Source organism: Pseudodonghicola xiamenensis DSM 18339, assembly GCF_000429365.1.
GTDB lineage: Bacteria > Pseudomonadota > Alphaproteobacteria > Rhodobacterales > Rhodobacteraceae > Pseudodonghicola > Pseudodonghicola xiamenensis.
Map to the genome: position 1 here is coordinate 188074 of NZ_AUBS01000004.1, position 25763 is coordinate 213836.

At 64.2% G+C, this 25763-nt stretch carries 26 protein-coding genes and 1 pseudogene; 6 read left to right on the forward strand and 21 right to left on the reverse strand.

What is annotated here, in order from left to right; translation table 11 throughout:
• Window positions 1–2 precede the first annotated feature (2 nt).
• The 7 genes and pseudogenes from G455_RS0107230 to G455_RS0107255 form a co-directional block, all read right to left on the reverse strand.
• Window positions 3–203, reverse strand: coding sequence for a YgaP family membrane protein (locus G455_RS0107230; protein ID WP_028093080.1), 201 nt, complete (start codon window positions 201–203; stop codon window positions 3–5).
• Window positions 204–510: 307 nt separating this feature from the next.
• A complete protein-coding gene (catB, locus tag G455_RS0107235; protein ID WP_028093081.1) occupies window positions 511–1146 on the reverse strand; it encodes a type B chloramphenicol O-acetyltransferase in 636 nt (211 codons plus the stop codon).
• A 280-nt stretch (window positions 1147–1426) separates the two neighbouring features.
• Entirely contained in the window at window positions 1427–1753 is a 327-nt protein-coding gene (locus tag G455_RS0107240; protein WP_028093082.1) for a hypothetical protein, read from the reverse strand.
• A gap of 174 nt (window positions 1754–1927) precedes the next feature.
• Window positions 1928–2800, reverse strand: a complete 873-nt coding sequence (gene mmsB / locus G455_RS27155) for a 3-hydroxyisobutyrate dehydrogenase (RefSeq protein ID WP_028093083.1) — start codon at window positions 2798–2800, stop codon at window positions 1928–1930.
• A gap of 42 nt (window positions 2801–2842) precedes the next feature.
• Window positions 2843–3850, reverse strand: a pseudogene (locus G455_RS27160) (enoyl-CoA hydratase/isomerase family protein); the annotation flags it as partial.
• 11 nt (window positions 3851–3861) lie between these two features.
• On the reverse strand, window positions 3862–5004 hold the full coding sequence (locus G455_RS0107250) for an acyl-CoA dehydrogenase family protein (RefSeq protein WP_028093084.1): 1143 nt from the start codon (window positions 5002–5004) through the stop codon (window positions 3862–3864).
• Window positions 5005–5207: 203 nt separating this feature from the next.
• Window positions 5208–6323, reverse strand: a complete 1116-nt coding sequence (locus tag G455_RS0107255; protein ID WP_028093085.1) for a carboxylate-amine ligase — start codon at window positions 6321–6323, stop codon at window positions 5208–5210.
• Window positions 6324–6481: 158 nt separating this feature from the next.
• Between G455_RS0107255 and G455_RS0107260 the strand changes: the two genes are divergently transcribed.
• Window positions 6482–7342: a class I SAM-dependent methyltransferase gene (locus tag G455_RS0107260; RefSeq protein WP_084437020.1), complete on the forward strand. Its 861-nt coding sequence runs from the start codon at window positions 6482–6484 to the stop codon at window positions 7340–7342.
• A gap of 281 nt (window positions 7343–7623) precedes the next feature.
• Here G455_RS0107260 and G455_RS0107265 read toward each other — a convergent pair whose 3' ends face one another.
• The 3 genes from G455_RS0107265 to G455_RS0107275 all read right to left on the reverse strand — a co-directional run bounded on the left by G455_RS0107265 (window position 7624) and on the right by G455_RS0107275 (window position 10393).
• Window positions 7624–8223, reverse strand: coding sequence for a L,D-transpeptidase (locus G455_RS0107265; RefSeq protein WP_028093087.1), 600 nt, complete (start codon window positions 8221–8223; stop codon window positions 7624–7626).
• A gap of 170 nt (window positions 8224–8393) precedes the next feature.
• Window positions 8394–8810, reverse strand: coding sequence for a hypothetical protein (locus tag G455_RS0107270; protein ID WP_028093088.1), 417 nt, complete (start codon window positions 8808–8810; stop codon window positions 8394–8396).
• Window positions 8811–8893: 83 nt separating this feature from the next.
• Window positions 8894–10393, reverse strand: a complete 1500-nt coding sequence (locus G455_RS0107275) for a CoA-acylating methylmalonate-semialdehyde dehydrogenase (protein WP_028093089.1) — start codon at window positions 10391–10393, stop codon at window positions 8894–8896.
• Window positions 10394–10502: 109 nt separating this feature from the next.
• Here G455_RS0107275 and G455_RS0107280 point away from each other — a divergent pair, with 109 nt between their 5' ends.
• The 3 genes from G455_RS0107280 (at window position 10503) to coaD (ending at window position 12566) form a co-directional block, all read left to right on the forward strand.
• Window positions 10503–11399, forward strand: coding sequence for a LysR family transcriptional regulator (locus G455_RS0107280; RefSeq protein WP_028093090.1), 897 nt, complete (start codon window positions 10503–10505; stop codon window positions 11397–11399).
• Between the two features lie 137 nt (window positions 11400–11536).
• Window positions 11537–11971 (forward strand): CBS domain-containing protein, encoded by a 435-nt coding sequence (locus tag G455_RS0107285; RefSeq protein ID WP_028093091.1) that lies wholly within the window; start codon window positions 11537–11539, stop codon window positions 11969–11971.
• Window positions 11972–12068: 97 nt separating this feature from the next.
• Window positions 12069–12566 carry a pantetheine-phosphate adenylyltransferase gene (gene coaD / locus G455_RS0107290; RefSeq protein ID WP_028093092.1) on the forward strand — a complete coding sequence of 166 codons (498 nt, stop codon included), beginning with the start codon at window positions 12069–12071 and terminating at the stop codon, window positions 12564–12566.
• Window positions 12567–12636: 70 nt separating this feature from the next.
• On the opposite strand, the gene G455_RS26670 is transcribed toward coaD, so the two are convergent.
• Both G455_RS26670 and gap read right to left on the reverse strand, forming a co-directional pair.
• Entirely contained in the window at window positions 12637–12780 is a 144-nt protein-coding gene (locus tag G455_RS26670) for a hypothetical protein (RefSeq protein WP_028093093.1), read from the reverse strand.
• Window positions 12781–12860: 80 nt separating this feature from the next.
• Window positions 12861–13862 (reverse strand): type I glyceraldehyde-3-phosphate dehydrogenase, encoded by a 1002-nt coding sequence (gene gap, locus G455_RS0107300; RefSeq protein WP_028093094.1) that lies wholly within the window; start codon window positions 13860–13862, stop codon window positions 12861–12863.
• 188 nt (window positions 13863–14050) lie between these two features.
• Here gap and G455_RS0107305 point away from each other — a divergent pair, with 188 nt between their 5' ends.
• Window positions 14051–15022: a DUF808 domain-containing protein gene (locus G455_RS0107305; RefSeq protein ID WP_028093095.1), complete on the forward strand. Its 972-nt coding sequence runs from the start codon at window positions 14051–14053 to the stop codon at window positions 15020–15022.
• Between the two features lie 191 nt (window positions 15023–15213).
• Here the strand turns inward: G455_RS0107305 and gltA are convergent, their stop codons facing one another.
• Both gltA and gltX read right to left on the reverse strand, forming a co-directional pair.
• Window positions 15214–16509 (reverse strand): citrate synthase, encoded by a 1296-nt coding sequence (gltA, locus tag G455_RS0107310; protein ID WP_028093096.1) that lies wholly within the window; start codon window positions 16507–16509, stop codon window positions 15214–15216.
• Window positions 16510–16621: 112 nt separating this feature from the next.
• Window positions 16622–18040 carry a glutamate--tRNA ligase gene (gltX, locus tag G455_RS0107315; RefSeq protein ID WP_028093097.1) on the reverse strand — a complete coding sequence of 473 codons (1419 nt, stop codon included), beginning with the start codon at window positions 18038–18040 and terminating at the stop codon, window positions 16622–16624.
• Between the two features lie 78 nt (window positions 18041–18118).
• Between gltX and G455_RS23585 the strand changes: the two genes are divergently transcribed.
• Complete coding sequence (locus G455_RS23585) at window positions 18119–20188, forward strand: ComEC/Rec2 family competence protein (protein WP_051312256.1); 2070 nt, start codon at window positions 18119–18121, stop codon at window positions 20186–20188.
• Here G455_RS23585 and lexA read toward each other — a convergent pair.
• The 7 genes from lexA to G455_RS0107355 all read right to left on the reverse strand — a co-directional run bounded on the left by lexA (window position 20182) and on the right by G455_RS0107355 (window position 25724).
• A complete protein-coding gene (gene lexA / locus G455_RS0107325; RefSeq protein WP_028093098.1) occupies window positions 20182–20886 on the reverse strand; it encodes a transcriptional repressor LexA in 705 nt (234 codons plus the stop codon). The genes G455_RS23585 and lexA overlap by 7 nt on opposite strands.
• Before the next feature lie 115 nt (window positions 20887–21001).
• A complete protein-coding gene (locus tag G455_RS0107330; RefSeq protein ID WP_028093099.1) occupies window positions 21002–22177 on the reverse strand; it encodes a molybdopterin molybdotransferase MoeA in 1176 nt (391 codons plus the stop codon).
• Window positions 22174–22650, reverse strand: coding sequence for a cyclic pyranopterin monophosphate synthase MoaC (gene moaC / locus G455_RS0107335; protein WP_028093100.1), 477 nt, complete (start codon window positions 22648–22650; stop codon window positions 22174–22176). Before moaC ends, G455_RS0107330 begins: the two co-directional genes overlap by 4 nt.
• A complete protein-coding gene (trpC, locus tag G455_RS0107340; RefSeq protein ID WP_028093101.1) occupies window positions 22647–23465 on the reverse strand; it encodes an indole-3-glycerol phosphate synthase TrpC in 819 nt (272 codons plus the stop codon). Before trpC ends, moaC begins: the two co-directional genes overlap by 4 nt.
• Complete coding sequence (locus G455_RS0107345; protein WP_028093102.1) at window positions 23462–24127, reverse strand: uracil-DNA glycosylase; 666 nt, start codon at window positions 24125–24127, stop codon at window positions 23462–23464. Before G455_RS0107345 ends, trpC begins: the two co-directional genes overlap by 4 nt.
• Complete coding sequence (trpD, locus tag G455_RS0107350; RefSeq protein ID WP_028093103.1) at window positions 24124–25146, reverse strand: anthranilate phosphoribosyltransferase; 1023 nt, start codon at window positions 25144–25146, stop codon at window positions 24124–24126. Before trpD ends, G455_RS0107345 begins: the two co-directional genes overlap by 4 nt.
• Window positions 25143–25724 (reverse strand): anthranilate synthase component II, encoded by a 582-nt coding sequence (locus tag G455_RS0107355; RefSeq protein ID WP_028093104.1) that lies wholly within the window; start codon window positions 25722–25724, stop codon window positions 25143–25145. The genes trpD and G455_RS0107355 overlap by 4 nt, the downstream gene beginning before the upstream one ends.
• Window positions 25725–25763 lie beyond the last annotated feature (39 nt).

The following is a 25763-nucleotide window of genomic DNA, read 5'->3' on the forward strand; positions in this document are numbered from 1 at the left end:
CGCTATTCGGTCTTGCGGGTGTTCAGCTTCAGTAGGCTGTAAAGTGGGCAATGGCCGATCAGTCCGGTCGCCATCGGCAAAAGGCCCAGCAGAAAGAATTCGCTGCCGCGTGCCGGGGAAAAGACCTGATAGCAGATCAACAGGGCGATCCCCAGAAGGATGCGACCGATGCGGTCGATGGTGCTCATGTTATGGGTAAACATTGGACTGGCTCCGTTACGCTAATGCACTCCCTGGATATCAGCGCGGATGGCTTAATGAAGCGTGAAGACCAGCCGTTGCGGCGGCGAAGAGTTCGGAAAATTCTCCGGATCGGGGCGACCGCACCTTGGTGGTGGGGGAAAATCCTTCCCCCCCGAACGGTGAAAACCTCCTTAGAACAAGGGGGAAACCCGCAGGGGGCGGGGATTTCCTTGCTGGCCCGGAGGATCACAACCTGCCGAGGCGATGCCGCTTGCCGCGCCTCGGCTGAGGCGCATGCCTCTGCCGCGCAGAGCGAGAGCTTTCCGATCACGTCGTACGGATATGATCGCGCCAATGATCATAGAGCTTTTCGACATCGCCACTGGTCAGCACCGGCATTGCCGTTCGCAACTGGTCATCGGACCAATCCCACCATCTCATTTCAAGCAGCAGGTCGACGATCCTGTCCTCAAACCGTCTGCGGATGGTTCTGGCCGGATTGCCTCCGACGATGGCGTAGGGGGCCACATCGCGGGTGACCAGGGCGCGCGTGCCGATCACCGCCCCATCGCCGATTTTCACGCCGGGCATGATGATCGCCTCGGCGCCGATCCACACGTCATTGCCGATCACGGTGTCACCAGTCGGCAGAAAGCCATTTGCGGCCTCTTCGAATGCCGGCACCTCTGGCATCCAGTAGAAGGGAAACGTGCTGATCCAGTCGTTCCGGTGTCCCTGGTTGCCTGCCATGATGAAGGCCGCGCCCGATCCGATGGAACAGAAGCTGCCGATCAGGAGGCGGTCAACGCCTTCGTCCGGCAAGAGGTATCGGGCGCAGTCATCGAAGCTGTGGCCATGATAATAGCCGGAATAGTAGCTGAACCGTCCGACAATGATGTTCGGGTTGGTGACCTGCGCGTCCAGCGTCACGCCGCGGAAGGGGCTTTCGAAGGCGTTTGTCATTTGCGGATCTCTGGTTGTCTTGACTGTTCGCACACGCGCGAAAACGACGGCTGTCGCCGGTGGCGACGCGTTACTGCCCCGGCTCGAAACGCGGGGCGTTATTCAGAGGGTTCGGTCCGCTGACGGCATGTGGGCCTGGGGCACTCCGCTTGAAACTGCCGCTGATCCTGCAACAGATGGGATCGGATGCAAACTCGGCGCCCTGCGGATGCTCTTCCCGAGCCGGATCCGCAGGACGCTCTGTGTTTTCGTTTCAAAAGCTCGCGACGGAAGGCGCGGCTCAGTTCAGTATCGCTGCCACGGCACCGATCAGATTCAGCACCTTTCTGGTATCGGGGTCGACACGATAGATGTAATCGCCCACTCGGTAATAGCTCTCGTTGGGATCGAGCCCATAGCGCCCGGGATTGCCGATCACGATATAATCGCCGCCGATGACATCACCCCGGCCATAGACCTTTTGTGCCTGGCCCGGTGGCAGGCAGCCATTCTGCTTTTTCGCCAGCCCCGGCGGGCAACCTTTGCCACCGCCGGCTGCGGCGCTCAGCGGGGCCAGTGCCAGCAGGGCGGCGGCCAGGATCGGGGAGAGCAGGATTGTCTTGCGCATGGCTGTACCTCCGTTAGCTGCCCCGGATCTGGCGTTGTTGCGGTGATCTGCCAAGGGGAAAGGACGGGGAGGGAGGGGCGCCGGCGGTCTGCCGCCGGGTTTCGCGCGAAACTCGGGGTGTTTTGGGCGAAAGGCCGCCGGTAGGCCTGTACCGGCGGTCTCTGTCTGTCGCGATCAGCCGCGATGGCGTTTTTCGAACCGGGGCAGCATGGCGCTGAAATCCATGCCCTTGCCGTCCTCGCTCTCGACGAATTGGGCGTAAAGCTGTTGCGCCAGTGCGCCCATCGGGGTGTCGGCATCGGCGCTTTCTGCGGCCTGTTGGCTGAGCCGCAGGTCCTTCAGCATCAGCTCCGAGGCGAACCCGGGTTTATAGTCATTGTCCGCCGGGCTTTGCGGGCCGACACCTGGGGCCGGGCAATAGGCGTTCATCGTCCAGCTATAGCCGGAGGAGGTCGAGACCACATCGAACATCTTCTGCCGGTCGAGCCCCAGCTTGTCGGCCAGCGCGAAGGCCTCGCAGGTGGCGATCATGGTGACGCCGAGGATCATGTTGTTGCAGATCTTGGCGGCCTGACCGGCGCCGGCCGTGCCACAATGCACCGCCTTCTGCCCCATGATGTCAAACAGCGGCTTGGCAACCGCAAAGGCCTGATCCGAACCGCCAGCCATGAAGGTCAGCGTACCGGCAGTGGCGCCGCCGGTGCCGCCCGAGACCGGCGCATCGACTGCCAGAAGGCCCGCTGCCTCGGCCTCTTCGGCGACGGCGCGGGCGCTGTCCACATCGACGGTCGAACAATCCACGAAGGTTGCGCCCTTGCTCATGGCCGGGATGATCTCGGCCGCGACCGACCGCAGAATCTGGCCATTGGGCAGCATGGTGATCACCACATCGGCGCCTGTTGCCGCTTCGGCAGCGGAGTCGGCCATGGTCACGCCGGCGATCTCAACCGGCGCCATGTCGAAGCCCGTCACCTCATGCCCGGCCTTGGCCAGATTGGCCGCCATCGGCCCGCCCATGTTACCGAGCCCGATAAATCCGATCTTCATCAGTCTTTCCTCCCCTTCGAATGTCAGAGTGTCTTCGCCCAGCGGGGCCAGCATGTGACGCACTGCCGTGTCGGGCAGGGGGCCATCGGCGTTACGCCATTGCGGATTGCGGTCCTTGTCGATCAGCTGCGCCCGGACGCCTTCCAGGAAATCGCTTTCCGGTTGCGACCGCCAGGTAAAGCGATATTCCAGTTCCAGCGCCTGACGGATCGTCGCCTGTTCGCTGCGTAGGCGCGCCAGCATCTCCAGCGTGCAGGCCATCGACAGGGGCGAGTTGCGGCGCACCGCATTCAGGGCGGTGGCGGCGAAATCGCCGTCCGCCGCTTCCAGGCTGGCGCGCACTGCTTCTAGGCTATCACCGGCGAAAAGCCTGTCGATCTCGTCAAGATGGGCGGCGAGGGCCGCATCAGGGGCGGTCTCGGCCAGTTCTGCGATCGGGGCGGTGTCGCCGGAGGCTTCCAGAAGTTCAATCAGGTCGGCCCAGCGGTCGCGGGGAACGTAATGGTCGGCAAAGCCCGCGAAGATCGCGTCGCCCGGACCCATCCGCGCCGCAGTCAGCCCAAGGTATTCGCCGACGCGCCCCGGTGCGCGGGACAAAAGATAAGTGCCGCCGACATCGGGGATCAGGCCGATCCCGGCCTCGGGCATGGCCATCTGGCTGGTCTCGCAGACTACCCGGTGGCTGCCGTGGCAGCCGATGCCGACGCCGCCGCCCATGGTGAAACCCTGCATCATGCTGACCACGGGCTTGGGGTAATCGGCGATACAGGCGTTCAGCCGATATTCGTCGCGCCAGAAGGTGCGGGCATAGGAGTAATCGCCGGTGATGCCGGTGCGATAAAGCTCGGCCACATCGCCTCCGGCGCAGAATGCCTTGTCACCCATGGCGTCGATGACTACCAGGGCCACCTCGTCATCATCGGCCCATTGCCGCATCACGGCCTCGATCGCCAGGCACATGTCATAGCTGAGCGCATTCAGCGCCTGCGGGCGGGTAAAGGTGATGCGACCGGCGCGGCCGGTGACGCGGATGTCGATATCGTCGGTCATGGTCGGGCCTTTCAGCGGTTGGCCAACAGGTGGCGCGCCACGATCACGCGCATGATTTCATTGGTGCCTTCAAGGATTTGGTGCACCCGCAGGTCGCGGACAAGCTTCTCGATCCCGTAATCGGCCAGATAGCCATAGCCGCCATGCAGTTGCAGGCATTGGTCGACCACCTTCGATCCCGCTTCGGTCACGAATTTCTTTGCCATGGCGCAGAACTTGGTGGCATCGGGTGCGCCCTGGTCCAGCTTCCAGGCCGCCTGGCGCAGGAAGGTGCGTGCCGCCTGCAGCTCGATCTCCATATCCGCCAGCCGGAATTGCAGCGCCTGAAATTGGTCGATCGACTGGCCGAAGGCCTTGCGTTCGGACATATATTGCAGAGTCTGGGTCAGCGCCGTCTGCGCCGCACCCAGCGAACAGGCCGAGATATTCAGCCGGCCACCGTCAAGTCCGGCCATGGCGTATTTGAAGCCGTCACCCTCGGTGCCGATCAGGTTCTCGGCCGCCACCTGGCAATCGTCGAACTGCACCTGCGCGGTGGGTTGGGCGCGCCAGCCCATCTTGTCCTCGAGCCCGCCGAAACTCAGCCCGGGGGCGCCGTCCTCGACATAAAGCGCCGACACCCCCTTGGGCCCGTCACCACCGGTGCGCACCATGCAGACATAGGCATCCGAATAGCCGCCGCCCGAGATGAAGGCCTTGGTGCCATTCAGTACATAACCGGCATTGGTCTTCTCGGCCCGGGTCTTCAGCGCGGCGGCATCCGATCCCGATCCCGGTTCGGTCAGGCAGTAGGACAGCACCGTCTTCATGCTGATGGCATCCGCCAGCACGCGCGCCTTCAAATCGTCGCTGCCGAAACTGTCAATCATCTTGGCGCACATGTTGTGGATCGACAGGAAGGCCGCGACCGAGGGGCAGGCCATGGAAAGCGCCTCGAACACCAGAGTCGCGTCCAGCCGGCTGAGCCCGGCGCCGCCGGAGGCTTCGGAAACATAGAGCCCGCCAAAGCCCAGCTCTCCCACCTCGGGCCAAAGGTCTTTCGGAATGGTGCCTGCGGCTTCCCAGTCGCGGGCATGGGGGGCGATTTTCTCCTGCCCGAAAGCCTGGGCCATGTCGAAAATCGCGCTCTGTTCCTCGCTCAGTGCAAAATCCACCCTACGCCTCCCCTCGGTCGTGTGAATTGAACAATCGTTTTATTCCTAGCCTTTGCAGGATCGCAGCTTCAAGTCTCATTGTCGCAAATCGGCTTTGCGCAAATACGGTCTTCTATCTCTGCCGAGGGCTGCATCCCGCAAAATTCTTGTGAAGAATTTTGCCAGGAAAATTCGAATTTTCTTGGCTTCCGGGTCCGGCCCCCTCACAGATCCACCTCGAACTCTTCGATCAGATGGCGCACCACGGCGTGCCTGGGATCCTCGCCGCGCGCCTCGGCCTCGGCGTGGACGCGACGTTGCCGGCTGGCACTGGTGTCACCCTCGGCCAGGTGCCGCAGGTGGGCCAGTTCGGCATGGGTCCCCAGCGCATCGGCATCCTCGGCCAGCAGGCCGGTCAGTTCCTCGATCATCTGCGCCATCGGTTTGATCCGCCGTTCGCCGAAGTCTATAAGCCCCTCCACGCCGCCATAGCGCTGTGCCCGCCAGCGATTTTCGGCGATCAGGAAACGGTCGAATTCGCGCCAGCCCAGATTGCGCGACCTAAGCCGCATCAGCATGCGCACCAGCGCCTGGGTCAGCGCGGCGATCGCCAGCGCGTCCTCCAGCCGCGGGCAGACATCCATGATCCGGGTCTCCAGCGTCGGGAAGCGGTGCGAGGGGCGCAGGTCCCACCAGATCTTGGTGGTATCCTCGATCAGCCCCAGTTCGATCAACGCACCGGTGGTGGCCTCATATTCTGCCCAGCTGGAGAACCGCGGCGGTAGCCCGGTGCGGGGCAGGTTGTCGAAGACGGTGAGACGATAGGAGGAGAGGCCGGTATCTTCCCCCTGCCAGAATGGGGAAGACACCGAAAGCGCCAGCAGATGCGGCAGAAAGAAACTGAGCTGCGGCATCAGCGCAATGCGCAGTGCCGGATTCGCGATGCCCACATGCACATGCATGCCGCAGATCAGCATCCGACGGGCGACGCCGCCCAACGCGTCGCGCAGGCTGTCATAACGCTGCTTGCGGGTATGATGCTGTGCTTTCCAATCGGCGAAAGGATGACAGCTCGCCGCCAGTGGCGCCATATTATGTTCGGCGGCGCGTCGTGCCACAACCGAGCGCAGCCGCTTCAGATCCTCGCGCGCCTCGGCGATGTTCTGGCAGACGCGGGTACCGACCTCGATCTGGCATTGCAGGAACTCCGGGCTGACCTGACCCTCCATATCCGCCTGACAGGCCCGCATCAGCGCCTCCGGCGCTTCCGCCAGATCCAGCGTGTCGCGGTCGACCAGAAGATATTCCTCTTCTATGCCAAGGGTGAAGGCCGTCTGCATCCGGGACTCCCTCTTTGCCGGAAACCAGTGAACCCCGACAGGCCGGCTCTGCCAAGAGAAAAGGCCACCTGCAGCGGTGATCGGTGGTTGCAGGGGCAGGGCTCGCGGGGCTATGGAAGCCTCCGCAACCAGCCCGCAACACGACGGAGTGCCCGAGCATGGCCAAGCCCATCCCCCCCGATCTGACCACATTGATCGACGGTCTCGATCCGGCCCGGCGCCGGCGGCTGGCGCGCGTCCTGGGTGAACAGGAGCAAGAGCAGGCGCGGCTGCGCGCTTTCGAGGCGCGCGGCGGATTGGATCGTCCGGCCTATGCTCTGTCACCGGGCATGGAGGGCTTCGATATCGCGGCCCAGGCCAAGGCCTACCAGAGCCACAAGGCTGCTCTTGCCAATCTGATGGCGCCCGGGGGAACGGCAACTGGTTATCGTGCCGGCAACGGCTATTTCGACCGCCCGGATGCCGAGGCGCTCTATCTGATGATCCGCCGCTTCGCGCCCAAACGGGTGGTCGAGGTCGGCTGCGGCAATTCCACCCGGATCACCCGGCAGGCGATCATCGACGGCGGGCTCAAAACCGAACTGACGGCGATCGACCCCTGGCCGCGCGCCGATATCGCCGGTGTCATCGACCGCTTCGAGCAGGCGCCGGTCGAGACCGCCGATCCTGCGATCTTCGCGGGGCTCGGGGCGGATGATATCCTGTTTATCGACTCGAGCCATCTGGTGCGGGTCAGCAACGATGTGGCGCATCTCTTTTGCCGGATTCTCCCGCAATTGGCGCCGGGGGTGGTGATCCACGTCCACGACGTGTTCCTGCCCTACGAATACCCCAAACGGTTCTTTTACGATTGCCCCGGCTGGGGAGAGCAATATCTGCTGCACGCGCTGTTGCAGGGCGGCGGCTACGATATCCTCTGGCCCGGCTACTACCTGCAACGCGCACGGCCCGACGCGGTGGCAGAGCTGCCCTTCCTGGCCGAGGGGCGGGCACAAAGCTTCTGGATGCGCAAGCGCTAGGGCCCGGGGCGCGCGGATGCGCGCCTTCGCCCTGTCCTGCGCGGCAATAGAACCCGCAGGCGCCTCCCCGAAAGCAGGTCGATGCGCGCCGCGACGCTCTCAACTGCCGGCAGCCGTGCATGACGGCGGTTTTCGCAAACCGCGCCCGGTCTTTTTCTGGTTGAAAATATCCCCGCCGGAGGCACGCGCCGCAGGCGCGTTCATCCTCGCACGCAGCGGGAAGAAATACGGGCGGCCCGATGGACCGCCCGCGCATGCCTGCATGATTGCCGTGATCGGGATTACAGCAGCCGCACCTGGGTGCCGATCTGCACCAGCGGGTAAAGCTGTTCCACATGTTGGTTATAAAGCCCGATGCACCCGGACGAGCTCTGACGGCCGATCTTGCGGGTGTCATGGGTGCCGTGAACCAGATAGGCCGGCCAGCTCAGATACATGGCGCGGGTGCCCAGCGGGTTGCCGGGACCGCCATCCATGCGCAGCGGCAGCGATGGGTCGCGTTCACGCATCGACTGGGTCGGGGTCCAGCTCGGGTTCTCTGCCTTGCGGACGACCTTGGTATAGCCCCGCCGCGTCAGTTCCTCGCTCATCGGCACGGAGGAGGGGTAGAGGCGATAGGTTTCGCCGTCGCCGCCCCAATAATGCACACAGCGGCTGCCGATGTCGGCCAGCAGACAGCCGACGCCGAGACTGTCGAAATGATCTTCCCAATGCTGTTCGCGGAACGCGGAGATATTCCGGCGCACCGGAAACTGGTCCCTGATCGGCTCCTCGCTCTGCGGGAAGGCGTCGGTCGATTGCGCGCGCAGCAGCGCCGGCGTCGCCAGGGTCACGGCGGCGCCCAGCAGGGCGCTGCGTCGGGTGATGCGGTTACTGGACATATGCTCGAACCTCGGAAAAAATCACGGTACGTGGAAGATGTATTCAATTTCCACGATGCAGGCCAGAGGGGAGGGCGGGCTTTGCCCGGCTTTTCACGCCATTGTTAGGAGCCGTGTTCGGCTCTGCAGCATTTGGTGCCGATGCAAGACGGGCCGATGCCGGGGGGGGGCTAGGCGTTTTGCAAAAGATCGCTGAAACTGCGTTCGGGTTGGCCCAGAAGCTCGAGAGATTGCGCTTCATCATTCTGGATCAGCGCCACAACTACGTCGAAGCTGTTCCAGGACCGCAGCGCCAGATTGGCGAAATCGCGGGCCAGCGGGGTCGGGGCGTAATAGACCATCAGGGTCTGCACGCCATTGGCGGCGAAGACATCCGCCTTCTGCGCCTGGATTTGCATCAGCTTGGTGAAATCCTGTTCGTATCCGGTGACGGCGGCGAGATCGACAAGCTGTTTCTGCCCGGGACGCGTGCGGGGATCGGCGGCATAGCGGGCGAAGGCCTGCAGCGTATCATCAAGTCGCGCGAACCCCTCGTAACGGACATAGACCAGGCCACGATTGGGGAAGAGCCGGAAAGAGAGTGACATGGAACACCCCGGACAGAGAAAGGGCCGGCGGAAACCGGCCCTTTCTGAAATCACGCTTTGACCATTCGGTCAATCGTCTGGGATCAGTCCATCGCCTTGAAGTGGAACTCGCCGCCTTCCTTCAGGCCCGACGGCCAGCGCGAGGTGACCGTCTTGGTCCGGGTGTAGAACTTGAAGGCGTCGGGGCCGTGCTGGTTCAGGTCACCGAAGGCCGATTTCTTCCAGCCGCCGAAGGTGTGATAGGCCAGCGGCACCGGGATCGGAACGTTGATGCCGACCATGCCGATGTTGATCCGGTGGGCGAAGTCACGCGCGGTGTCACCATCGCGGGTGAAGATGGCGGTGCCATTGCCCATCTCGTGGTCCATCGCCAGCTTCAGCGCCTCTTCATAGGTCTCGGCGCGGACGGTCGACAGCACGGGGCCGAAGATCTCCTGCTTGTAGATGTCCATGTCGGGGGTCACCTTGTCGAACAGGTGCGGACCGACGAAGAAGCCGTCTTCATAGCCCTGAAGCTGGAAGTCGCGGCCGTCGACGACCAGTTCCGCGCCCTGTTCCACGCCCGAGTTGATCAGGCCCAGGATCTTCTCCTTGGCGGCGGCGGTGACGACGGGGCCGTAATCGACATCATTGCCGGCGGTATAGGGGCCGACCTTCAGTTTCTCGATGCGCGGAACCAGCTTTTCGATCAGACGGTCGGCGGTTTCATCGCCAACCGGCACCGCAACCGAGATCGCCATGCAGCGTTCACCGGCGGCGCCATAGCCGGCACCGATCAGCGCATCGGCGGCCTGGTCCATATCGGCGTCGGGCATGACGATCATATGGTTCTTGGCGCCACCGAAACATTGCACCCGCTTGCCGTTGGAGCAGCCGCGGCCATAGATGTATTCCGCGATCGGGGTCGATCCGACGAATCCCACCGACTGGATCACCGGGTGATCGAGGATCGCGTCGACGGCTTCCTTGTCACCGTTGACCACTTGCAGCACGCCTTTGGGCAGGCCGGCTTCTTCCAGCAGTTCGACCAGCATCAGCGGCACCGAGGGGGCGCGCTCGGACGGCTTCAGGATGAAGGCGTTGCCACAGGCGATGGCCGGGGCGAACATCCACATCGGGATCATGGCGGGGAAGTTGAACGGCGTGATGCCGGCGGAGACGCCCAGCGGCTGGCGCATGGAATACATGTCGATGCCGGGGCCGGCGCCATCGGTGAATTCACCCTTCAGCATCTGCGGCGCGCCGATGCAATATTCGACGACTTCCAGACCGCGCTGCACGTCGCCCTTGGCGTCGGGGATGGTCTTGCCGTGCTCGCGGCTCAGCGCCTCGGCCAGCTTGTCCATGTCGCGGTTCAGCAGGTCGACGAACTTCATCAGCACCCGGGCGCGGCGCTGCGGGTTGGTCGCGGCCCAGCCGATTTGTGCGTCGCTGGCGATCTGAACGGCCAGCGCCAGTTCCTCGGCGTTGGCAAGCGGCAGTTTCGCCTGCACTTCGCCGGTGGCGGGGTTGAAGACATCGGCGAACCGGCCGGACTGGCCTTTGACGTGGGCGCCGTTGATATAATGTGTGAGTTCCTGCATGGGACCTCTCCTCCAAATCAGACTGGGCGCAGGATAGGCTTGCAAAAATCCCTTGAACAGGGGCAAGACGTCAAAGAGGCTTTGCAAAAACGCAAGAGGCAGGGGCTGCATGGAACCGCATTGGGACGATATGAAGGTCTTTCTGGCCGTCGCGCGCGAGGAAAGCCTGTCAGGGGCCGGGCGGGTGCTGAAGCTCGATCCGGCAACGGTGGGCCGCCGTATCGCGCGGCTGGAACAAGCCCTGGGGGCCGCGCTTTTCGTGAAGTCGCCGCAGGGCTATATGCTGACCGCCGCCGGAGAACGTCTGTTGACCCATGGCGAGACGGTTGAAACAGCGATGCGGTCGGTGGCCGATGCGCTGGAAGGGCCGGCCGATCGGCTGAGCGGCCAGGTCCGGATCGGGGCGCCGGACGGCTGCGCCAATTACGTGCTGCCGCAGGTCTGTGCCCGGATTGGTGCGGCCCATCCCGAGTTGGATATCCAGATCGTGGCCTTGCCTCGGATGGTGAACCTGTCGCGTCGCGAGGCCGATATGGCGATCACCGTCAGCGCCCCCACCGCCGGGCAGCTGCTGGTGCAGAAGATCACCGGTTACAAGCTGATTCTGGTCGGCTCGGAATTGTGGCTGAAGGATCATCCGGCCCCGCAGGACATTGGCGACCTGAAGACTGCGCGGATGATCGGCTATGTGCCCGAGATGATCTTTGACGAGGAACTCGATTATCTCTCTGATCTCGGGGTCAACCGTGTGGCGCTGGCGTCAAATTCGGTGCCGGTACAGGCGCGGCTGGCCGAACTGGGGGCGGGGCTCAGCATCGTGCATGCCTTTTGTCTGCCGTTCCATCCGGGGCTGCGGCGGGTACTGAGCGATCAGGTCAGCCTGGACCGCGCCTTTTATCTGGTGCGTCATCAGGGGGCGGAACGCAGCGCCCGGCTGAGCCGTTTCGCGCGGCTGCTGTGCGACGAGGTCCGCGCCGAGGTGATGCGGTTGGAGGGGGCGGACTGAGCACCGGGTCGGCGATATCGCCGGATCTTTTTGACAAAACAGGTCATGAAAGCTGTCATTATTCCCCGGCTTGACAGATTGCCGCACCTCGGCGACGCTTTTCTCATGACATCGTCTAGCGAGAGGAGGCGCCGGAAATGCTCGTTCAAACCATCCTGAAGTCCAAGGATTCCGCGGATGTGGTGACCATCCGGTCTGACGCCAGCGTGGCAGAGGCGGCTAAGTTGCTGGCGGAAAATCATATCGGCGGCGTCGTGGTGTCGGATGACGGTATCCATGTGCAGGGCATCCTGTCGGAACGCGATATCGTGCGCGAACTGGCCAAGGTCGGCAGTGGCTGCCTGGTGAACAATGTCGGCAGCTACATGACCCGTAAGATCGTCACCTGCACCAGCCAGTGTAGCGTCGAAGAGGTGATGCAGCGCATGACCGATGGCCGGTTCCGCCACATGCCGGTGGTCGAGGAGGGTACGCTGGTGGGCATCGTCACCATCGGTGACCTGGTCAAGGCGCAGCTTAGCGAGCTGGCGATGGAGAAAAACGCCCTTGAAGGCATGATCATGGGGCATTGAGCCGGGTAATTCTGTTTCGGCAGGGCCCAAGTCCCCTTGCAAATTGTTGCGCCGTCGTGTTGCTTGCGCTGAGAGAGCTAACAGGCAGGAGGACGCGATGCGCGTAGCGCTCTATCCGGGGACGTTCGACCCGATCACCCTGGGTCATATCGATATCATCAGCCGTGCCTCGGTGATGGTGGACAAGCTGGTGATCGGTGTCGCAATCAACCGGGACAAGGGGCCGCTCTTCACCTTGGAAGAGCGTGTCGAGATGGTGGAATACGAATGTACCGCTCTGTCTGAAAAGACCGGGACGGAGATCGTCGTTCACCCGTTCGAAAACCTGCTGATCGACTGTGCCCATGATGTCGGGGCGCAGCTCATCGTGCGCGGGCTGCGCGCGGTGGCGGATTTCGAATATGAATTCCAGATGGTCGGCATGAACCGGGCGCTCGATGCCTCGGTGGAGACCGTCTTTTTGATGGCAGATGCACGTCGTCAGGCGATCGCGTCTAAGCTGGTGAAGGAAATCGCCCGGCTTGACGGTGATGTGTCGAAATTTGTCACCCCTCGGGTGAACGAGGCGCTGCAGCGGCGGCTGGGCAAGCGCTGATCCGCTGTTTCTATCTCTGGGAATTCGTCAAGCGGCCCTCGGTGGGCCGCTTTTCTCATTCTGGCGCAGCTCAGCGCCAGAAGGCCATCCATTCCAGAAGCGCATAGAATTCCTTGCCCAGAAAGATCACATGTGTGGTGCCGAAGAACGCGATATCCGCGATCAGCGCCGCGGTGATGATCAGACCGAGAATGAGGGCGAGCCTGTCCGTCATGGCGACCTGCATCTAGTGAAACACCCGGTCAGATATGCCTGACCGGGTGTTTTCGTACAAGGGGAGGCTTTGAGGGAGGTTCAGCCCAGCTTGCCCATGGCAACGGCGACATCGGCCATGCGCACCGAGAACCCCCATTCGTTATCGTACCAGCTCAGCACGCGGACCATGCGGCCACCGACCACGCGGGTCTGATCCGGCGCGAAGATCGAGCTTTCCGGGCTGTGATTGAAATCGGTCGAGACCAGCGGTGCAGGCTCATAGCCCAGCACGCCCTTCATCGGGCCCTCGGCGGCGGCCTTCATGATCTCGTTGATCTCTTCCGCGGTCACATCGCGGCCGGCCTGGAAGGTCAGGTCCACGGCCGAGACATTCGGCACCGGCACCCGCAGGGCGGAACCGTCGAGCTTGCCCTTCATGTTCGGCAGCACTTCGCCAAGGGCCTTGGCGGCGCCGGTCGAGGTGGGAATGATCGACATCGCCGCAGCGCGGGCCCGATAGAGATCCTTGTGGCGGCGGTCCAAGGTCGGCTGGTCGCCGGTATAGGCGTGGATCGTGGTCATGATGCCGCTTTCGATGCCGACACTCTCGTCCAGGACCTTGGCCAGCGGTGCCAGGCAGTTGGTGGTGCAGGAGCCGTTCGACACCATCAGGTCGGCGGCCGTCAGGTCGCTGTCATTGACGCCGAAGACGATGGTCTTGTCGACATTCTTGCCGGGCGCCGACAGCAGCACCTTCTTGGCGCCGCGGTCCAGGTGGGTTTTGGCCTTTTCACCGTCGTTGAACTTGCCGGTGCATTCCAGCACGACATCGCAGCCGTCCCAGTCCAGTTCGTTCATGTCATAGGTGGAATACATCTGCATCGGGCCGCGGCCCAGATCCATCGTGCCATCGCCCAGGATGACCTCGCCGGGGAAACGGCCATGCACGCTGTCGTATTTGATCAGATGAGCAGCCGTGTCCAGCGGGCCGGTGGCATTCACCTTGATCACCTCGATATCGTCGCGGCCCGAGGCTGCGATATGCGACAGAGTGCAACGGCCGATACGGCCGAACCCGTTGATCCCGACTTTGATGGTCATGATAAGCTCCACTGAAAATTCTCGGCTGTGCTATATCTGCCGCGGGGCTTGCCCAAAAGGGGGAATAAGCCGAAATTCGAGACTGTTAGCGCAAAATCGGCCGTGTTCCGCCACGGTGGCGCTAACGTTTGCGGTGCAATGGCATTAAGTTGGGCTTTCCGGACAACAGGCAAGAACGGGAAATCGGGATGAGTGGGCTTCTGGCATTGCTGGATGATGTGGCCGGGTTGGCCAAGGTGGCGGCGGCCTCGGTCGACGATGTTGCAGGCTATGCCTCCAAGGCGGGGGCCAAGGCCGCCGGCGCGGTGATCGACGATGCCGCAGTCACGCCGAAATACGTCCATGGTTTCGAGGCCAGCCGAGAGCTGCCGATAATCTGGCGGATCACCAAGGGATCGTTCCGCAACAAGTTGGTGTTCCTGCTGCCGATCGCTCTTTTGCTGTCGAGCTTTGCACCGGGGGCGATCGCGCCGCTGCTGATGCTGGGCGGCGGATACCTGTGTTTCGAGGGGGCGGAGAAAATCCTCCATGCGATCCGACCGCATGGCGCGGCGACGCGGGATCAGGAACCGCCCGCCGATCCGGCCCATCTTGAGGAACAGAAGGCCACCGGTGCGATCAAGACCGATTTCATCCTTTCGGCCGAGATCATGACCATCGCCCTGTCCGAGATCCCGCAGGCCGGGCTGCTGGTCGAGGCTGCGGCCCTGGCCATCGTGGCGATCGGGATCACCGTGGTGGTCTATGGCGCGGTGGCGCTGATCGTGAAGGCCGACGATGTCGGGCTGCATCTGGCCGCCCGGGGGCGGCTGGCGGTGACCCGGGCCTTCGGGCGCGGGCTGGTGCGGGGAATGCCGGGATTCATGCGCGGGCTCAGTATCGTGGGGACGGCGGCAATGCTCTGGGTCGGCGGGTCGATCATCGTCCATGGGTTGGGGGAACTGGGCTGGCATCTGCCTGAAGAGCTGATCCACCAGGTTGCGCTCGCCGCCGGGGCGGTCGTGCCCGAGGCGGCCGTTGCCGCGATGGAATGGACCAGCAAGGCGGCGCTTGACGGCATATTGGGGCTGGCGCTTGGGTTTGTGCTGGTGCCAGTGATAACCGGGGCGATCGCACCGCTCTGGCGGGCTGTGACCGGCGCCAAGCCCGGCGCGCATTGAGCTTTGACGGGCAGGGGCCTGGCATCCGCCGATATCGGGCGCCGCCTTCCCCAGACGGCCAAGGGCGCGCGGGGCATCTTCCGGCCGGTCCGGAGCGGCCAGCAAGCGGGACAAGGCGCATTTGCGATCCGGTAAAACAAAACGCCCCGCGATATCGCGGGGCGTCTTTATTATGAAATCGAAGCCTTGGCTCAGCGCTTTTCGATATCCACGTAGTCGCGCATGGTGTGACCCAGATAGAGCTGTCGCGGGCGACCGATTTTCATTTGCGGATCGGCCAGTTGCTCTTTCCATTGCGAGATCCAGCCCACGGTCCGCGACAGCGCGAAGATCGGGGTGAACATCGAGGTGGGGAAGCCCATCGCTTCGAGGATAATGCCCGAATAGAAATCCACGTTCGGGAACAGCTTCTTATCGGCGAAATACGGATCTTCCAGCGCCTGCTTTTCCAGTTCCTTGGCAACTTGCAGGATCGGGTTGTCCTCGATCCCCAGCAGATCCAGGACTTCGTCCGCCGACTGCTTCATGACCTTGGCGCGCGGGTCGAAGTTCTTGTAGACCCGGTGGCCGAAGCCCATCAGACGGAACGGATCGTTCTTGTCCTTGGCGCGTGCGATGAACTCGGGGATGCGATCGACGGTGCCGATTTCCTTCAGCATCTCCAGGCAGGCCTGGTTGGCGCCACCGTGGGCAGGGCCCCAGAGGCAGGCGATACCGGCGGCGATACAGGCGAAGGGGTTGGCGCCCGAAGAGGAGGCCAGACGCACGGTCGAGGTCGAGGCGTTCTGTTCGTGATCCGCATGCAGAGTGAAGATGCGGTCCATGGCACGGGCCAGGATCGGGTCGACCTCATAGGGTTCCGCCGGCACCGAGAAGCACATGTGCAGGAAGTTCGCCGCATAATCGAGATCGTTGCGCGGATAGACGAAGGGCTGGCCGATCGAATACTTATAGGCCCAGGCCGCGATCGTTGGCATCTTGGCGATCAGGCGATGCGAGGCGATCTCGCGCTGATGCGGGTCCGAGATGTCGGTGGAATCGTGATAGAAGGCCGACATGGCACCGACCACACCCACCATGGTCGCCATCGGGTGGGCGTCGCGGCGGAAGCCCCGGAAGAAATACTGCATCTGTTCGTGCAGCATCGTATGGCGGGTGATGGTGTTCTCGAACTTCTCCAGCTCGGCCGCGGTCGGCAGTTCGCCGTAGAGCAGCAGGAAACATACTTCGAGATAGTGGGATTTGCTGGCCAGTTGGTCGATCGGATAGCCACGATGCAGCAGCTCGCCCTTGTCACCGTCGATGAAGGTGATGGTGCTGTCGCAGCTTGCGGTCGAGGTATAGCCGGGATCGTAGGTGAAAACACCGGCTTGGCCATAAAGCTTGCGGATATCCAGCACATCAGGGCCAACCGTCGGTGACAGGAGCGGCAGGTCATAGGAATTGCCGTCCAGAGTCAGCGTGGCGGTTTTCTTCTCTTCAGTCATTGAAGTCCCTTCCTGTTAATAGCACGGGACTTGGAATGCCTTGGCCCGTGCGGACGTCCCAGCGCAAGGGCGCGCAGAGACGGTCTTCGTCTTCGCTGGGCGCGTTGTCCGGTCACTCCGATCCAACGCGTCCGGCAGCATCCTTGAGGCGGGCGATCGTTTCCTCACGGCCCAGTACAAGCATCATGTCGAATACCGAAGGCGTCACCGCGCGACCTGCCAGCGCAGCCCGGAGCGGGCCGGCGAGCTTGCCGAATTTGGTGCCATGGTCTTCGGCGAAAGCGCCCAGAGTCGCCTCCAGATCGTTTCGCGTCCAGCTAGCACTTTGCAGATGCGGCGTCAATTCAGACAGTATACCATTGGATACCGTTTCCAGCGCCTTCTGGGCCTTGGCGTCCGGTTCAACTGGCCGTTCCGTAAGGATAAAATGCGCTTTTTCCAGCAGTTCAGGAAAAGTGCGCGCCCGGTCCTTCAAGCAAAACATCGCTTTTTCCAGCCCGGTTTCCTGATCTTGTGAAAGGGCGGGAAGGCCGGCTGCGGCCAGATAGGCCACGATTTCGTGCCGCAAAGCGGCGTCATCGCTAACAGCGATATGCTGGCCGCAGAGATTCTCCAGCTTCTTCATGTCGAAACGCGCCGGGCTCTTGCCGATACCGGTCAGATCGAACCAGGCCTTGGCCTGATCGTCGGTAAAGAATTCGTCATCGCCATGTGACCAGCCCAGCCGGGCCAGATAGTTGCGCATGCCGGCGGCGGGAAAGCCCATGGCCTGATATTCCTGTGCCCCCAGGGCCCCGTGCCGTTTCGACAATTTCTTGCCGTCCGGTCCGTGGATCAGCGGGATATGCGCCCAGACCGGCACCTCCCAGCCCATGGCGTCATAGACCATCTGCTGACGTGCGGCGTTGTTCAAGTGGTCGTCGCCGCGGATCACATGGGTGATCCCCATGTCGTGATCGTCGACCACCACGGCCAGCATATAGACCGGGGTGCCGTCGGAGCGCAGCAGCACCATGTCGTCGAGCTGATCGTTGCGAATCGTCACATCGCCCTGGACCTGATCGTGGATCACCGTGGTGCCATCCTGCGGCGCCTTGATGCGGATGACATAGGGGCGGTCGGGATAGGTCGCGGGATCGGCATCGCGCCAGGGGCTGCGGAAGAGGGTGCTTTTGCCCTCGGCGCGCGCAGCCTCGCGGAAGCCGGCGATCTCCTCCTGGGTGGAGAAGCATTTATAGGCCTTGCCTTCGGCCAGAAGCTGCAGCGCCACTTCGGCGTGACGGGGGGCGCGTTCGAACTGGCTGATCGGTTCGCCATCCCAGTCGAGGCCGAGCCAGGTCAGCCCCTGCAGGATCGCCGCGGTCGCCTCTGGGGTCGAACGTTCGCGATCGGTGTCCTCGATCCGGAGCAGGAACTTGCCGCCCCGGCCGCGGGCGTAAAGCCAGTTGAAAAGCGCCGTGCGCGCGCCGCCGATATGCAGGAAACCGGTGGGCGAGGGGGCAAAGCGGGTGACGACCTGATCCGAGGACATGAAGGTTTACCTTTCGGTAACTTTAAAGGGGGTAGCATTTCACGGTCTGTCTAGCGGCAGGCAGAGCGGGGGGCAAGCATGGGCGTTCTGAGCTTTTGGCATGCCCGGTCTGAGGCTGCGCTGGAAGGTCAGCGCGGATATCTGTTTCCCTGGGCGCCGGTGGCGCTGGGGCTTGGCATCGGGTTCTATTTCCTCTGGCCGGGGGAGCCGGGGGGCGCGATCTATGCGGTGGCGCTGGCCCTCGGGACGGCGGGCGGTCTCTGGGCGCTGCTGCGCCCAGGGGGGCTGTCGGTACTGGGCGCCGGCGCGGCGCTGATCGCGCTGGGGCTGGGGCTGGCCGGCGCGCGCGCGCATCTGGTTGCGGCGCCGGTGCTGGGGTTTCGCTATTATGGCCCGGTCGAGGGGCGGGTGATCGCGCTCGATCGTTCGGCCTCGGACGCGCTCAGGCTGACACTCGATCGGGTGCGGCTTGAGGACGTGGCGCCGGGGCGAACCCCGGCGCGGGTGCGCATCGCCCTGCATGGCGGTGCGGCTGACTGGCGCCCGCGCCCCGGGCTCCGGATCATGACCACCGCCCATCTCGCGCCGCCGGAGGGGCCGGCAGAGCCGGGCGGTTTCGACTTTCAGCGCCATGCCTGGTTCCAGCGGCTGGGGGCGGTGGGATATACCCGCGTGCCGGTTCTGATAGTAGCGCCGGCCGAAGGGGCGCGGTTGGCCGCCTTTCGGATGGCAATTGCGGCGCGGGTCCGGGCCGTGCTCCCCGGCGATCTGGGCGGTTTCGCCGCCGCCGTCACTACCGGAGACCGCAGTGGGGTGAGCCTTGAGACGCTGCAAGCGCTGCGCGACAGCAACCTGGCGCATCTGCTGGCGATTTCCGGCCTGCACATGGGGTTACTGTCGGGGTTTGTTTTCGCTGCGCTGCGCTTCGGGCTGGCGCTGATCCCGGCGTTGGCACTGCGGTTGCCGGTGCGTCGGATCGCTGCCGCGGGGGCGCTGGTGGCGGCGGCAGGCTATCTGGCGCTGTCGGGCGGCGGCGTCGCGACCCAGCGCGCCTTCGTGATGACTGCGGTGGTGCTGGGGGCGCTGATGGTCGATCGTCGGGCGCTGTCGCTGCGCGCGGTGGCGCTGGCGGCGCTGATCCTGTTGATGCTGCGCCCCGAAAGCCTGCTGAGCCCGGGGTTCCAGATGTCCTTTGCCGCCACCACCGCGCTGATCGCGGTCTTCGGGGCCCTGCGCGATGGGAGGTTGAGCCTGGGGCCGTCTTGGCTGGCGCCGGTCACGGGCGTGGTCCTGTCGTCTTTCGTGGCCGGGCTGGCCACTGCGCCGGTCGGAGCGGCACAGTTCAACACGCTGTCGCATTACGGGCTGGTGGCCAATCTGCTGGCAGTGCCGGTGATGGGGCTGATGGTGATCCCGGCGGCGGTGCTGGCGGCCTGTCTGGCGCCTGTCGGTCTGGCCGGTTGGGGGCTGTGGCTGATGGGGCTGGGGCTGCGCTGGATCCTCGCTGTCGCCCATGGGGTGGCGGATCTGCCCGGCGCCACCGGTCATCTGGTCACGCCAGGGCCCTGGGTGCTGCCCCTCTTCGCCGCCGGCGCGCTTGTCCTTTGCCTCTGGCGGGGGCGCGGGCGGCTCATCGGGGTGGGCCCGGTGGCGTTGGCCGTTCTGTTGTGGGCCGGGGCGGAACGCCCGGCGGTGCTGATTTCCGCGGATGGCGGGCTGGTGGGGGTGATGACGGAGCGCGGCCGGGCGCTGAGCAAGCCGCGCGGGGCCGGTTTCGTCGCGGGCATATGGCTGGAAAACGATGGCGACGGGGCCGATCAACCGGCGGCGGCGGCGCGCTGGCCCGCGGCGCAGGGCAAGCTGAGGGTGGCCGAAACCTCGGGCCTGCGCATCCTTCATGTCACCGGCAAGGGGGCGGCGGCGGAGCTGACCGCCTGCAACAAGGCAGAGGTTGTGGTGTCAGCGCTGCCCCTGACGCTCGAAGGGGATTGTCTGCAGTTCGACCCGATACGCTTGCGCCAGACCGGCGCGGTGGCGCTTGGGGAGACCGGCATGTGGCTGAGCCGCGATCCGACGCGTGCCCGGCTCTGGTCGGGCGCAGGCGTATCGGGTCGGAGACAGGCCCATAGCCCGGGGCGGGATCAATAGCTGCGGATCAATCCGACCAGCCGGCCCTGCACCTTGACGCGATCTTCCGGCAGCACGCGGGGTTCATACGCCGGGTTGGCGGCTTCCAGCGCGATCGAGCGGCCCTTACGGAAAAAGCGTTTCAGCGTCGCCTCGCTATCATCCACCAGCGCCACCACGATATCACCGTTCTGGGCATCCTCGGCCTCGCGGATGATCACCACGTCGCCATCGTTGATCCCGGCCTCGATCATCGAGTCGCCCTTGACCTCCAACGCATAATGCTCTCCCTTCGAGGAGAGCATCGCGCTTGGCACAGCGACATGGCTGCTGACTTCATTGATCGCCTCGATCGGCACACCGGCGGCGATCCGGCCCATCATCGGCAATTCGATCGCGTAATGTTCCACCGGTTCGGAATTGGCGGCGCGCGGCACGGCCTCACGGTCGCCCGGGATGACCTGAGGTGTGAAGCCGCCGCTCAGCGCCGCATCGCCGCCCAGACTGTCGGGCAGCCTGACGATCTCGATGGCACGGGCGCGGTGGGCGAGGCGGCGGATGAAGCCCCTTTCCTCAAGCGCGGTAATCAGCCGGTGGATGCCGGATTTCGAACGGAGATCCAGCGCCACCTTCATTTCGTCGAAACTGGGCGGAACCCCGTCGCGCTGCACGCGCTTATGGATGAATTCCAGCAAATCCAATTGCTTCCGGGTCAGCATCCGCGCCACCTCCCAAACCTGCGTTTCGTTTTGTTCTACGCATGTTCTTGTTTTGTGTCAACACACCGGGGTAACCCACGGGCATGGCGACACAAGTGGCCGGGCCTGCGGCCGGTCAGATCGGAAGATATTCCACCACCTCACCGGCGGCGCGGGCCGGATCGTTGCGGGGCCGGCGCAGCAACGCATTGGCGCCCGCCAGAATGGTGAGGAAAGAGCTGTCCTGATCGCTGGCGACACCGATCCAGCCCTGTTCGTTCACCTCGGCCCGCATGTAATGTTCGCGCGGGCCATTGGCCGGCAGATCCACGGCCAGTTCGGCCCGTTTCAGCCCCGGCGCCAACGCCCCGAGCCCCAGGATCGCCCGGATCATCGGCACCACGAAGACATGGCCGCAGACCATTGCGGAAACCGGATTGCCCGGCAGGCCGATCATGGCGGCACCGTTCAGTCGCCCGGCCATCAGCGGTTTACCCGGACGCATCAGAACCTTGTAGAAGGCGCGTTCCATTCCCAGAGCCTCGGCCACCTCGCCGACCAGATCGTGATCGCCGACCGAGGCGCCGCCGATGGTGATCACCAGATCGGCGCCCGCCGCCAGGTCGAAGGCCATTTTAAGGGCGGCATGGTTGTCGCGCGCAATCGGCAGCATGCGAACCTCGGCTCCGACCTCTTCGAACAGGGCCTTCAGCCCGAAGGTGTTCGAGGCGATGATCTGATCGGGGCCGGGGGTGTCGCCGGGCATCACCAATTCGTCCCCGGTCGAGATCAGCGCCACCACCGGCTTGCGATGGACCGGCACACGGTCGATGTTCATCGCCGCCAGCAGCGCCAGATCGTTCGGGCGCAGCAGGCGCGGCGCCGGCACCGTCAACCCGGCGCGGAAATCGCCACCCAGGGGGCGCACATTGTCACGGCTGCCCGGTTCATTGACGATGGTGATCAGATTGCCGCTGCGGTTGATATCCTCTTGGATGACAACGAAATCCGCGCCTTCGGGCATCGGCGCGCCGGTAAAGATGCGAACGGCCTGGCCGGCCTGCACATGACCGTCAAAACGCCGTCCCGCGGCGGCTTCTCCGATCACCTTGAACATGGCGTGAAGCTGCACCTCGGCGGTCTTGACCGCGTAACCGTCCATCGAAGAGGCAGCGAAGGGCGGCTGATCGCGCCGAGCGGCCACATCGCGAGCCAAGACCCGTCCTGCGGCCTCGATCAGCGCAACCTCTTCAACCGGGGTCGGAGCCGCCAGTTCGAACAATTTTGCGCGCGCTTCGTCTACCGTAATCATTTCGCTTCGTACCGTCCTGATTTGCCACCGTCTTTCAGGATCACCCGGATCCCGCCGATCTGCATGGCCTTGTCCACCGCCTTGACCATGTCATAGACGGTCAGCGCCGCAGTGCTGACGGCGGTCAGCGCCTCCATTTCCACGCCGGTACGGCCACTGGTCTTGACCGTAGCCTCGATCCTGAGCCCCGGCAGCATTGGATCGGCGCTGAGTTCGACCGCCACCTTGGTGACGGGCAGAGGATGACACAGCGGGATCAGATCGGGCGTCTTCTTCGCCCCCATGATGCCGGCAAGCTGCGCCACGCCGATTACGTCACCCTTCTTGGCTCGGCCTTCGGTAATGATATCAAGTGTTTGTGGAGACATCTTGATGTGGCCTTCGGCCACGGCCACACGGGCGGTTTCCGCCTTGTCCGAGACATCGACCATCTGGGCGTTGCCCGAGGCGTCGAAATGGGTCAGCCCGCTCACATCATCCCCCCGGGGGCCACCAGCGGATTGGCCAGTAGATGGCGGGTGGCATCGGCCACGTCGTCCTGCCGCATCAGGCTTTCGCCGATCAGGAAGCACCGGGCGCCATAGCGGGCCATCTCGGCCAGATCCTCGGGGCTGTTCAAGCCGCTTTCGCTGACGATGGTGCGATCCGCCGGCACCAGCTTGGACAGTTTGCGCGAGGTGTCGAGCGTGGTCTCGAAGGTATGAAGATTGCGATTGTTGATGCCGATCAGCGGGCTTTTCAACAAGGTCGCGCGCTCCAGCTCGTCTTGGTCATGGACTTCGATCAGCACGCTCATGCCCCAGTCCATTGCGGTCTGCTCCAGCTCCTGCGCCAGGGCGTCAGAGACCGAGGCCATGATGATCAGGATGCAGTCGGCGCCAAGCGCGCGGGCCTCGACCACCTGATAGGGGTCGTACATGAAGTCCTTGCGCAGGGCCGGCAGATCGCAGGCGGCGCGGGCCTGGGTCAGAAATTCCTTGGCGCCCTGGAAGCTGGGCGTATCGGTCAGCACCGAGAGGCAGGTGGCGCCGCCGGCCTGATAGGCCTGGGCCAGCGCCGGCGGATCGAAATCGGGGCGGATCAGTCCCTTGGAGGGGCTGGCCTTCTTGATTTCGGCGATCAGCCCATAGCCGCTGCGGCTAGCCTGTTGCAGGGCCTCGGCGAAGGGGCGCACGGGGCTGGCGGCATGGGCTTCGGCCTCGACCTCGTCCAGCGGTTTTGCAGCCTTGTCGGCGGCCACTTCTTCCAGCTTATAGGCCTTGATGCGGTCAAGAACGGTTTCGGTCATGATCCCTCCTGGTTCGCCCAATTTATGGCGGTCTCGCCGCGTGCCTGCAACCATGCATTGACCCGGGAAAACGGGTGCGAGCCGAAGAACCCGCGATAGGCCGACAGCGGCGAGGGGTGCGGCGTCTCGATCCTCAGGTGGTCGGGGTTGGTCATCCGGCCCCCGAGCTTTTGCGCCGGCTTGCCCCAGAGCAGCAGCGCCCGGGGGCGGTCATCAAGCCGGGCCAGGATCTGGTGAATGAGCGGTGTCCATCCGATCGCCTTGTGACCGTGGGCGCGGCCCTGTGGCACGCTGAGCGCGGTGTTCAGCAGCAAGACCCCCTGATCGGCCCAGTCCGACAGGTCGCTGGTGTGACGCTTCTCGTTAAGATCGGCCTCCAGCTCCTTGAAAATATTTCCAAGGCTGTCGAGGGGGCCGCCAAAGTCGGCGGGGATCGAAAAGGCCAGCCCATCGGCCTTGCCCGGGGTGTGATAGGGATCCTGGCCCAGGACCAGCACCTTCACCGCGTCGGGCTGGGTACGTTCCAGGGCGGCGAAGATGCGGTCTTCGGGCGGGAACACCGGATCGGTCTCGGCTGTCAGCCGCGCCTCTACCGCGGGAAGGTCGGCGCGGAAGAACGGCAGATCGGCCCAGGCCCCGAGGCGTGACAGGTCCAGTGTCATTCCGTCTCTTGCGTGATGCGGGCCAATTGATCGACCTTGCGCTTGGCGCCGCCGCTGTCAATGCTTTCGCGTGCCGCCATCACGCCGGCGCGCAGATCGGGCGCCGCGCCAGCGATCACCAGGGCGGCGGCGGAATTCAGCAGCACCGCATCGCGATAGGCCGATTGTTCGCCCGCCAGCAGTGCGGCGAAGGCCCGGGCATTCTCCTTCGGGGTGCCGCCGACGATCTCCTCAAAGGGATGAACGGGCAGGCCGGCGTCCTCCGGATGCAGCTCGACTTCGCGGACCGATCCGTCCTCTTCCAGCGCGGCGACCCAGCTCACCCCGGTGATGGTCAGCTCGTCCGTGCCGTCCGAGCCATGCACCAGCCAGGCGTGTTCGGACCCAAGCCGGCCCAGGGTTTCCGCCATTGGCCGGATCAGCGCGCGGGAGAATGTGCCGGTCAGCTGCCGCTTGACGCCGGCGGGGTTGGTCAGCGGCCCGAGGATGTTGAAGATCGTGCGGGTGCCCAGTTCGGTGCGGGCGGGGCCGACATGGGCCATTGCCGGGTGGTGCATCGGCGCCATCATGAAGCCGATGCCGGCCTCGGCCAGGGCGCGTTCGACGATGGCGGGGCCCACCATGGTCTTGATGCCCATCTCGCTCATCGCGTCGGCGGAACCGGATTTCGACGACAGGTTGCGGTTGCCGTGCTTGGCCACCGGCACGCCGGCGCCTGCCACCACGAAGGCGGTCGCGGTCGAGATGTTCAGCGTGCCCTTGCCGTCGCCACCGGTGCCGACGATGTCGATGGCGCCCTTAGGTGCTGCGACCATATGGCATTTGGCACGCATCGCGGCGGCGGCGGCGGTATATTCATCGACCGTCTCGCCGCGCGTGCGCAGGGCCATCAACAGGCCGCCGATCTGGGCCGGCGTCGCCTCGCCGTCGAACAGGATGGTAAAGGCGGTGGTGGCCTCTTCGGTGGTCAATGGCCGGTCGGCCGCCGCGCCGATCAGGGGTTTCAGGGCGTCGCTCATGCCGGCACCTTCATGTCGTTCAGGAAATTCTTGAGCATCGCGTGGCCATGTTCCGAGGCGATCGACTCGGGGTGGAACTGCACCCCGTGGATCGGCAGCTCGCGGTGCTGCAGCCCCATGATGGTGCCGTCTTCCAGCCAGGCGGTGATCTCAAGGCAGTCGGGCAGGCTGTCGCGATCGACCACCAGGGAATGATAGCGCGTTGCCTGGAAGGGCGAGGGCAGGCCGGCAAAGACGCCTTTGCCGCTGTGATGGATGGTGCCCATCTTGCCGTGCACGATCTCGCCCGCGCGCACCACCTTGCCGCCGAAGGCCTGGCCGATGGTCTGATGGCCCAGGCAGACGCCGAACAGGGGAATGCGGTGGGTGGCGGCGGCCTCGGTCAGCGGCAGGCAGATGCCGGCGCGATCGGGATCGCAGGGGCCGGGCGACAGCAGGATGCCGGCGGGCTTCATCGCCAGGGCGTCATCGACGCTCAGCGCGTCATTGCGGCGAATGGCCATCTCGGCCCCGAGATCGCCCAGATATTGCACCAGATTGTAGGTGAAGGAATCGTAATTGTCGATCAGCAGAAGCATGATGGCCCGGGCAGATTGGGGGCTGGTGGCAAAGCCGCC

Bases quoted from the DNA above. Each gene is read 5' to 3' on its own strand.
- G455_RS0107230 (WP_028093080.1), bottom strand. From the start codon at position 203: ATGTTTACCCATAACATGAGCACCATCGACCGCATCGGTCGCATCCTT.
- catB (WP_028093081.1), bottom strand. From the start codon at position 1,146: ATGACAAACGCCTTCGAAAGCCCCTTCCGCGGCGTGACGCTGGACGCG.
- G455_RS0107240 (WP_028093082.1), bottom strand. From the start codon at position 1,753: ATGCGCAAGACAATCCTGCTCTCCCCGATCCTGGCCGCCGCCCTGCTG.
- mmsB (WP_028093083.1), bottom strand. From the start codon at position 2,800: ATGAAGATCGGATTTATCGGGCTCGGTAACATGGGCGGGCCGATGGCG.
- G455_RS0107255 (WP_028093085.1), bottom strand. From the start codon at position 6,323: ATGCAGACGGCCTTCACCCTTGGCATAGAAGAGGAATATCTTCTGGTC.
- G455_RS0107260 (WP_084437020.1), top strand. From the start codon at position 6,482: ATGGCCAAGCCCATCCCCCCCGATCTGACCACATTGATCGACGGTCTC.
- G455_RS0107265 (WP_028093087.1), bottom strand. From the start codon at position 8,223: ATGTCCAGTAACCGCATCACCCGACGCAGCGCCCTGCTGGGCGCCGCC.
- G455_RS0107270 (WP_028093088.1), bottom strand. From the start codon at position 8,810: ATGTCACTCTCTTTCCGGCTCTTCCCCAATCGTGGCCTGGTCTATGTC.
- G455_RS0107275 (WP_028093089.1), bottom strand. From the start codon at position 10,393: ATGCAGGAACTCACACATTATATCAACGGCGCCCACGTCAAAGGCCAG.
- G455_RS0107280 (WP_028093090.1), top strand. From the start codon at position 10,503: ATGGAACCGCATTGGGACGATATGAAGGTCTTTCTGGCCGTCGCGCGC.
- G455_RS0107285 (WP_028093091.1), top strand. From the start codon at position 11,537: ATGCTCGTTCAAACCATCCTGAAGTCCAAGGATTCCGCGGATGTGGTG.
- coaD (WP_028093092.1), top strand. From the start codon at position 12,069: ATGCGCGTAGCGCTCTATCCGGGGACGTTCGACCCGATCACCCTGGGT.
- G455_RS26670 (WP_028093093.1), bottom strand. From the start codon at position 12,780: ATGACGGACAGGCTCGCCCTCATTCTCGGTCTGATCATCACCGCGGCG.
- gap (WP_028093094.1), bottom strand. From the start codon at position 13,862: ATGACCATCAAAGTCGGGATCAACGGGTTCGGCCGTATCGGCCGTTGC.
- G455_RS0107305 (WP_028093095.1), top strand. From the start codon at position 14,051: ATGAGTGGGCTTCTGGCATTGCTGGATGATGTGGCCGGGTTGGCCAAG.
- gltA (WP_028093096.1), bottom strand. From the start codon at position 16,509: ATGACTGAAGAGAAGAAAACCGCCACGCTGACTCTGGACGGCAATTCC.
- gltX (WP_028093097.1), bottom strand. From the start codon at position 18,040: ATGTCCTCGGATCAGGTCGTCACCCGCTTTGCCCCCTCGCCCACCGGT.
- G455_RS23585 (WP_051312256.1), top strand. From the start codon at position 18,119: ATGGGCGTTCTGAGCTTTTGGCATGCCCGGTCTGAGGCTGCGCTGGAA.
- lexA (WP_028093098.1), bottom strand. From the start codon at position 20,886: ATGCTGACCCGGAAGCAATTGGATTTGCTGGAATTCATCCATAAGCGC.
- G455_RS0107330 (WP_028093099.1), bottom strand. From the start codon at position 22,177: ATGATTACGGTAGACGAAGCGCGCGCAAAATTGTTCGAACTGGCGGCT.
- trpC (WP_028093101.1), bottom strand. From the start codon at position 23,465: ATGACCGAAACCGTTCTTGACCGCATCAAGGCCTATAAGCTGGAAGAA.
- G455_RS0107345 (WP_028093102.1), bottom strand. From the start codon at position 24,127: ATGACACTGGACCTGTCACGCCTCGGGGCCTGGGCCGATCTGCCGTTC.
- trpD (WP_028093103.1), bottom strand. From the start codon at position 25,146: ATGAGCGACGCCCTGAAACCCCTGATCGGCGCGGCGGCCGACCGGCCA.
- G455_RS0107355 (WP_028093104.1), bottom strand. From the start codon at position 25,724: ATGCTTCTGCTGATCGACAATTACGATTCCTTCACCTACAATCTGGTG.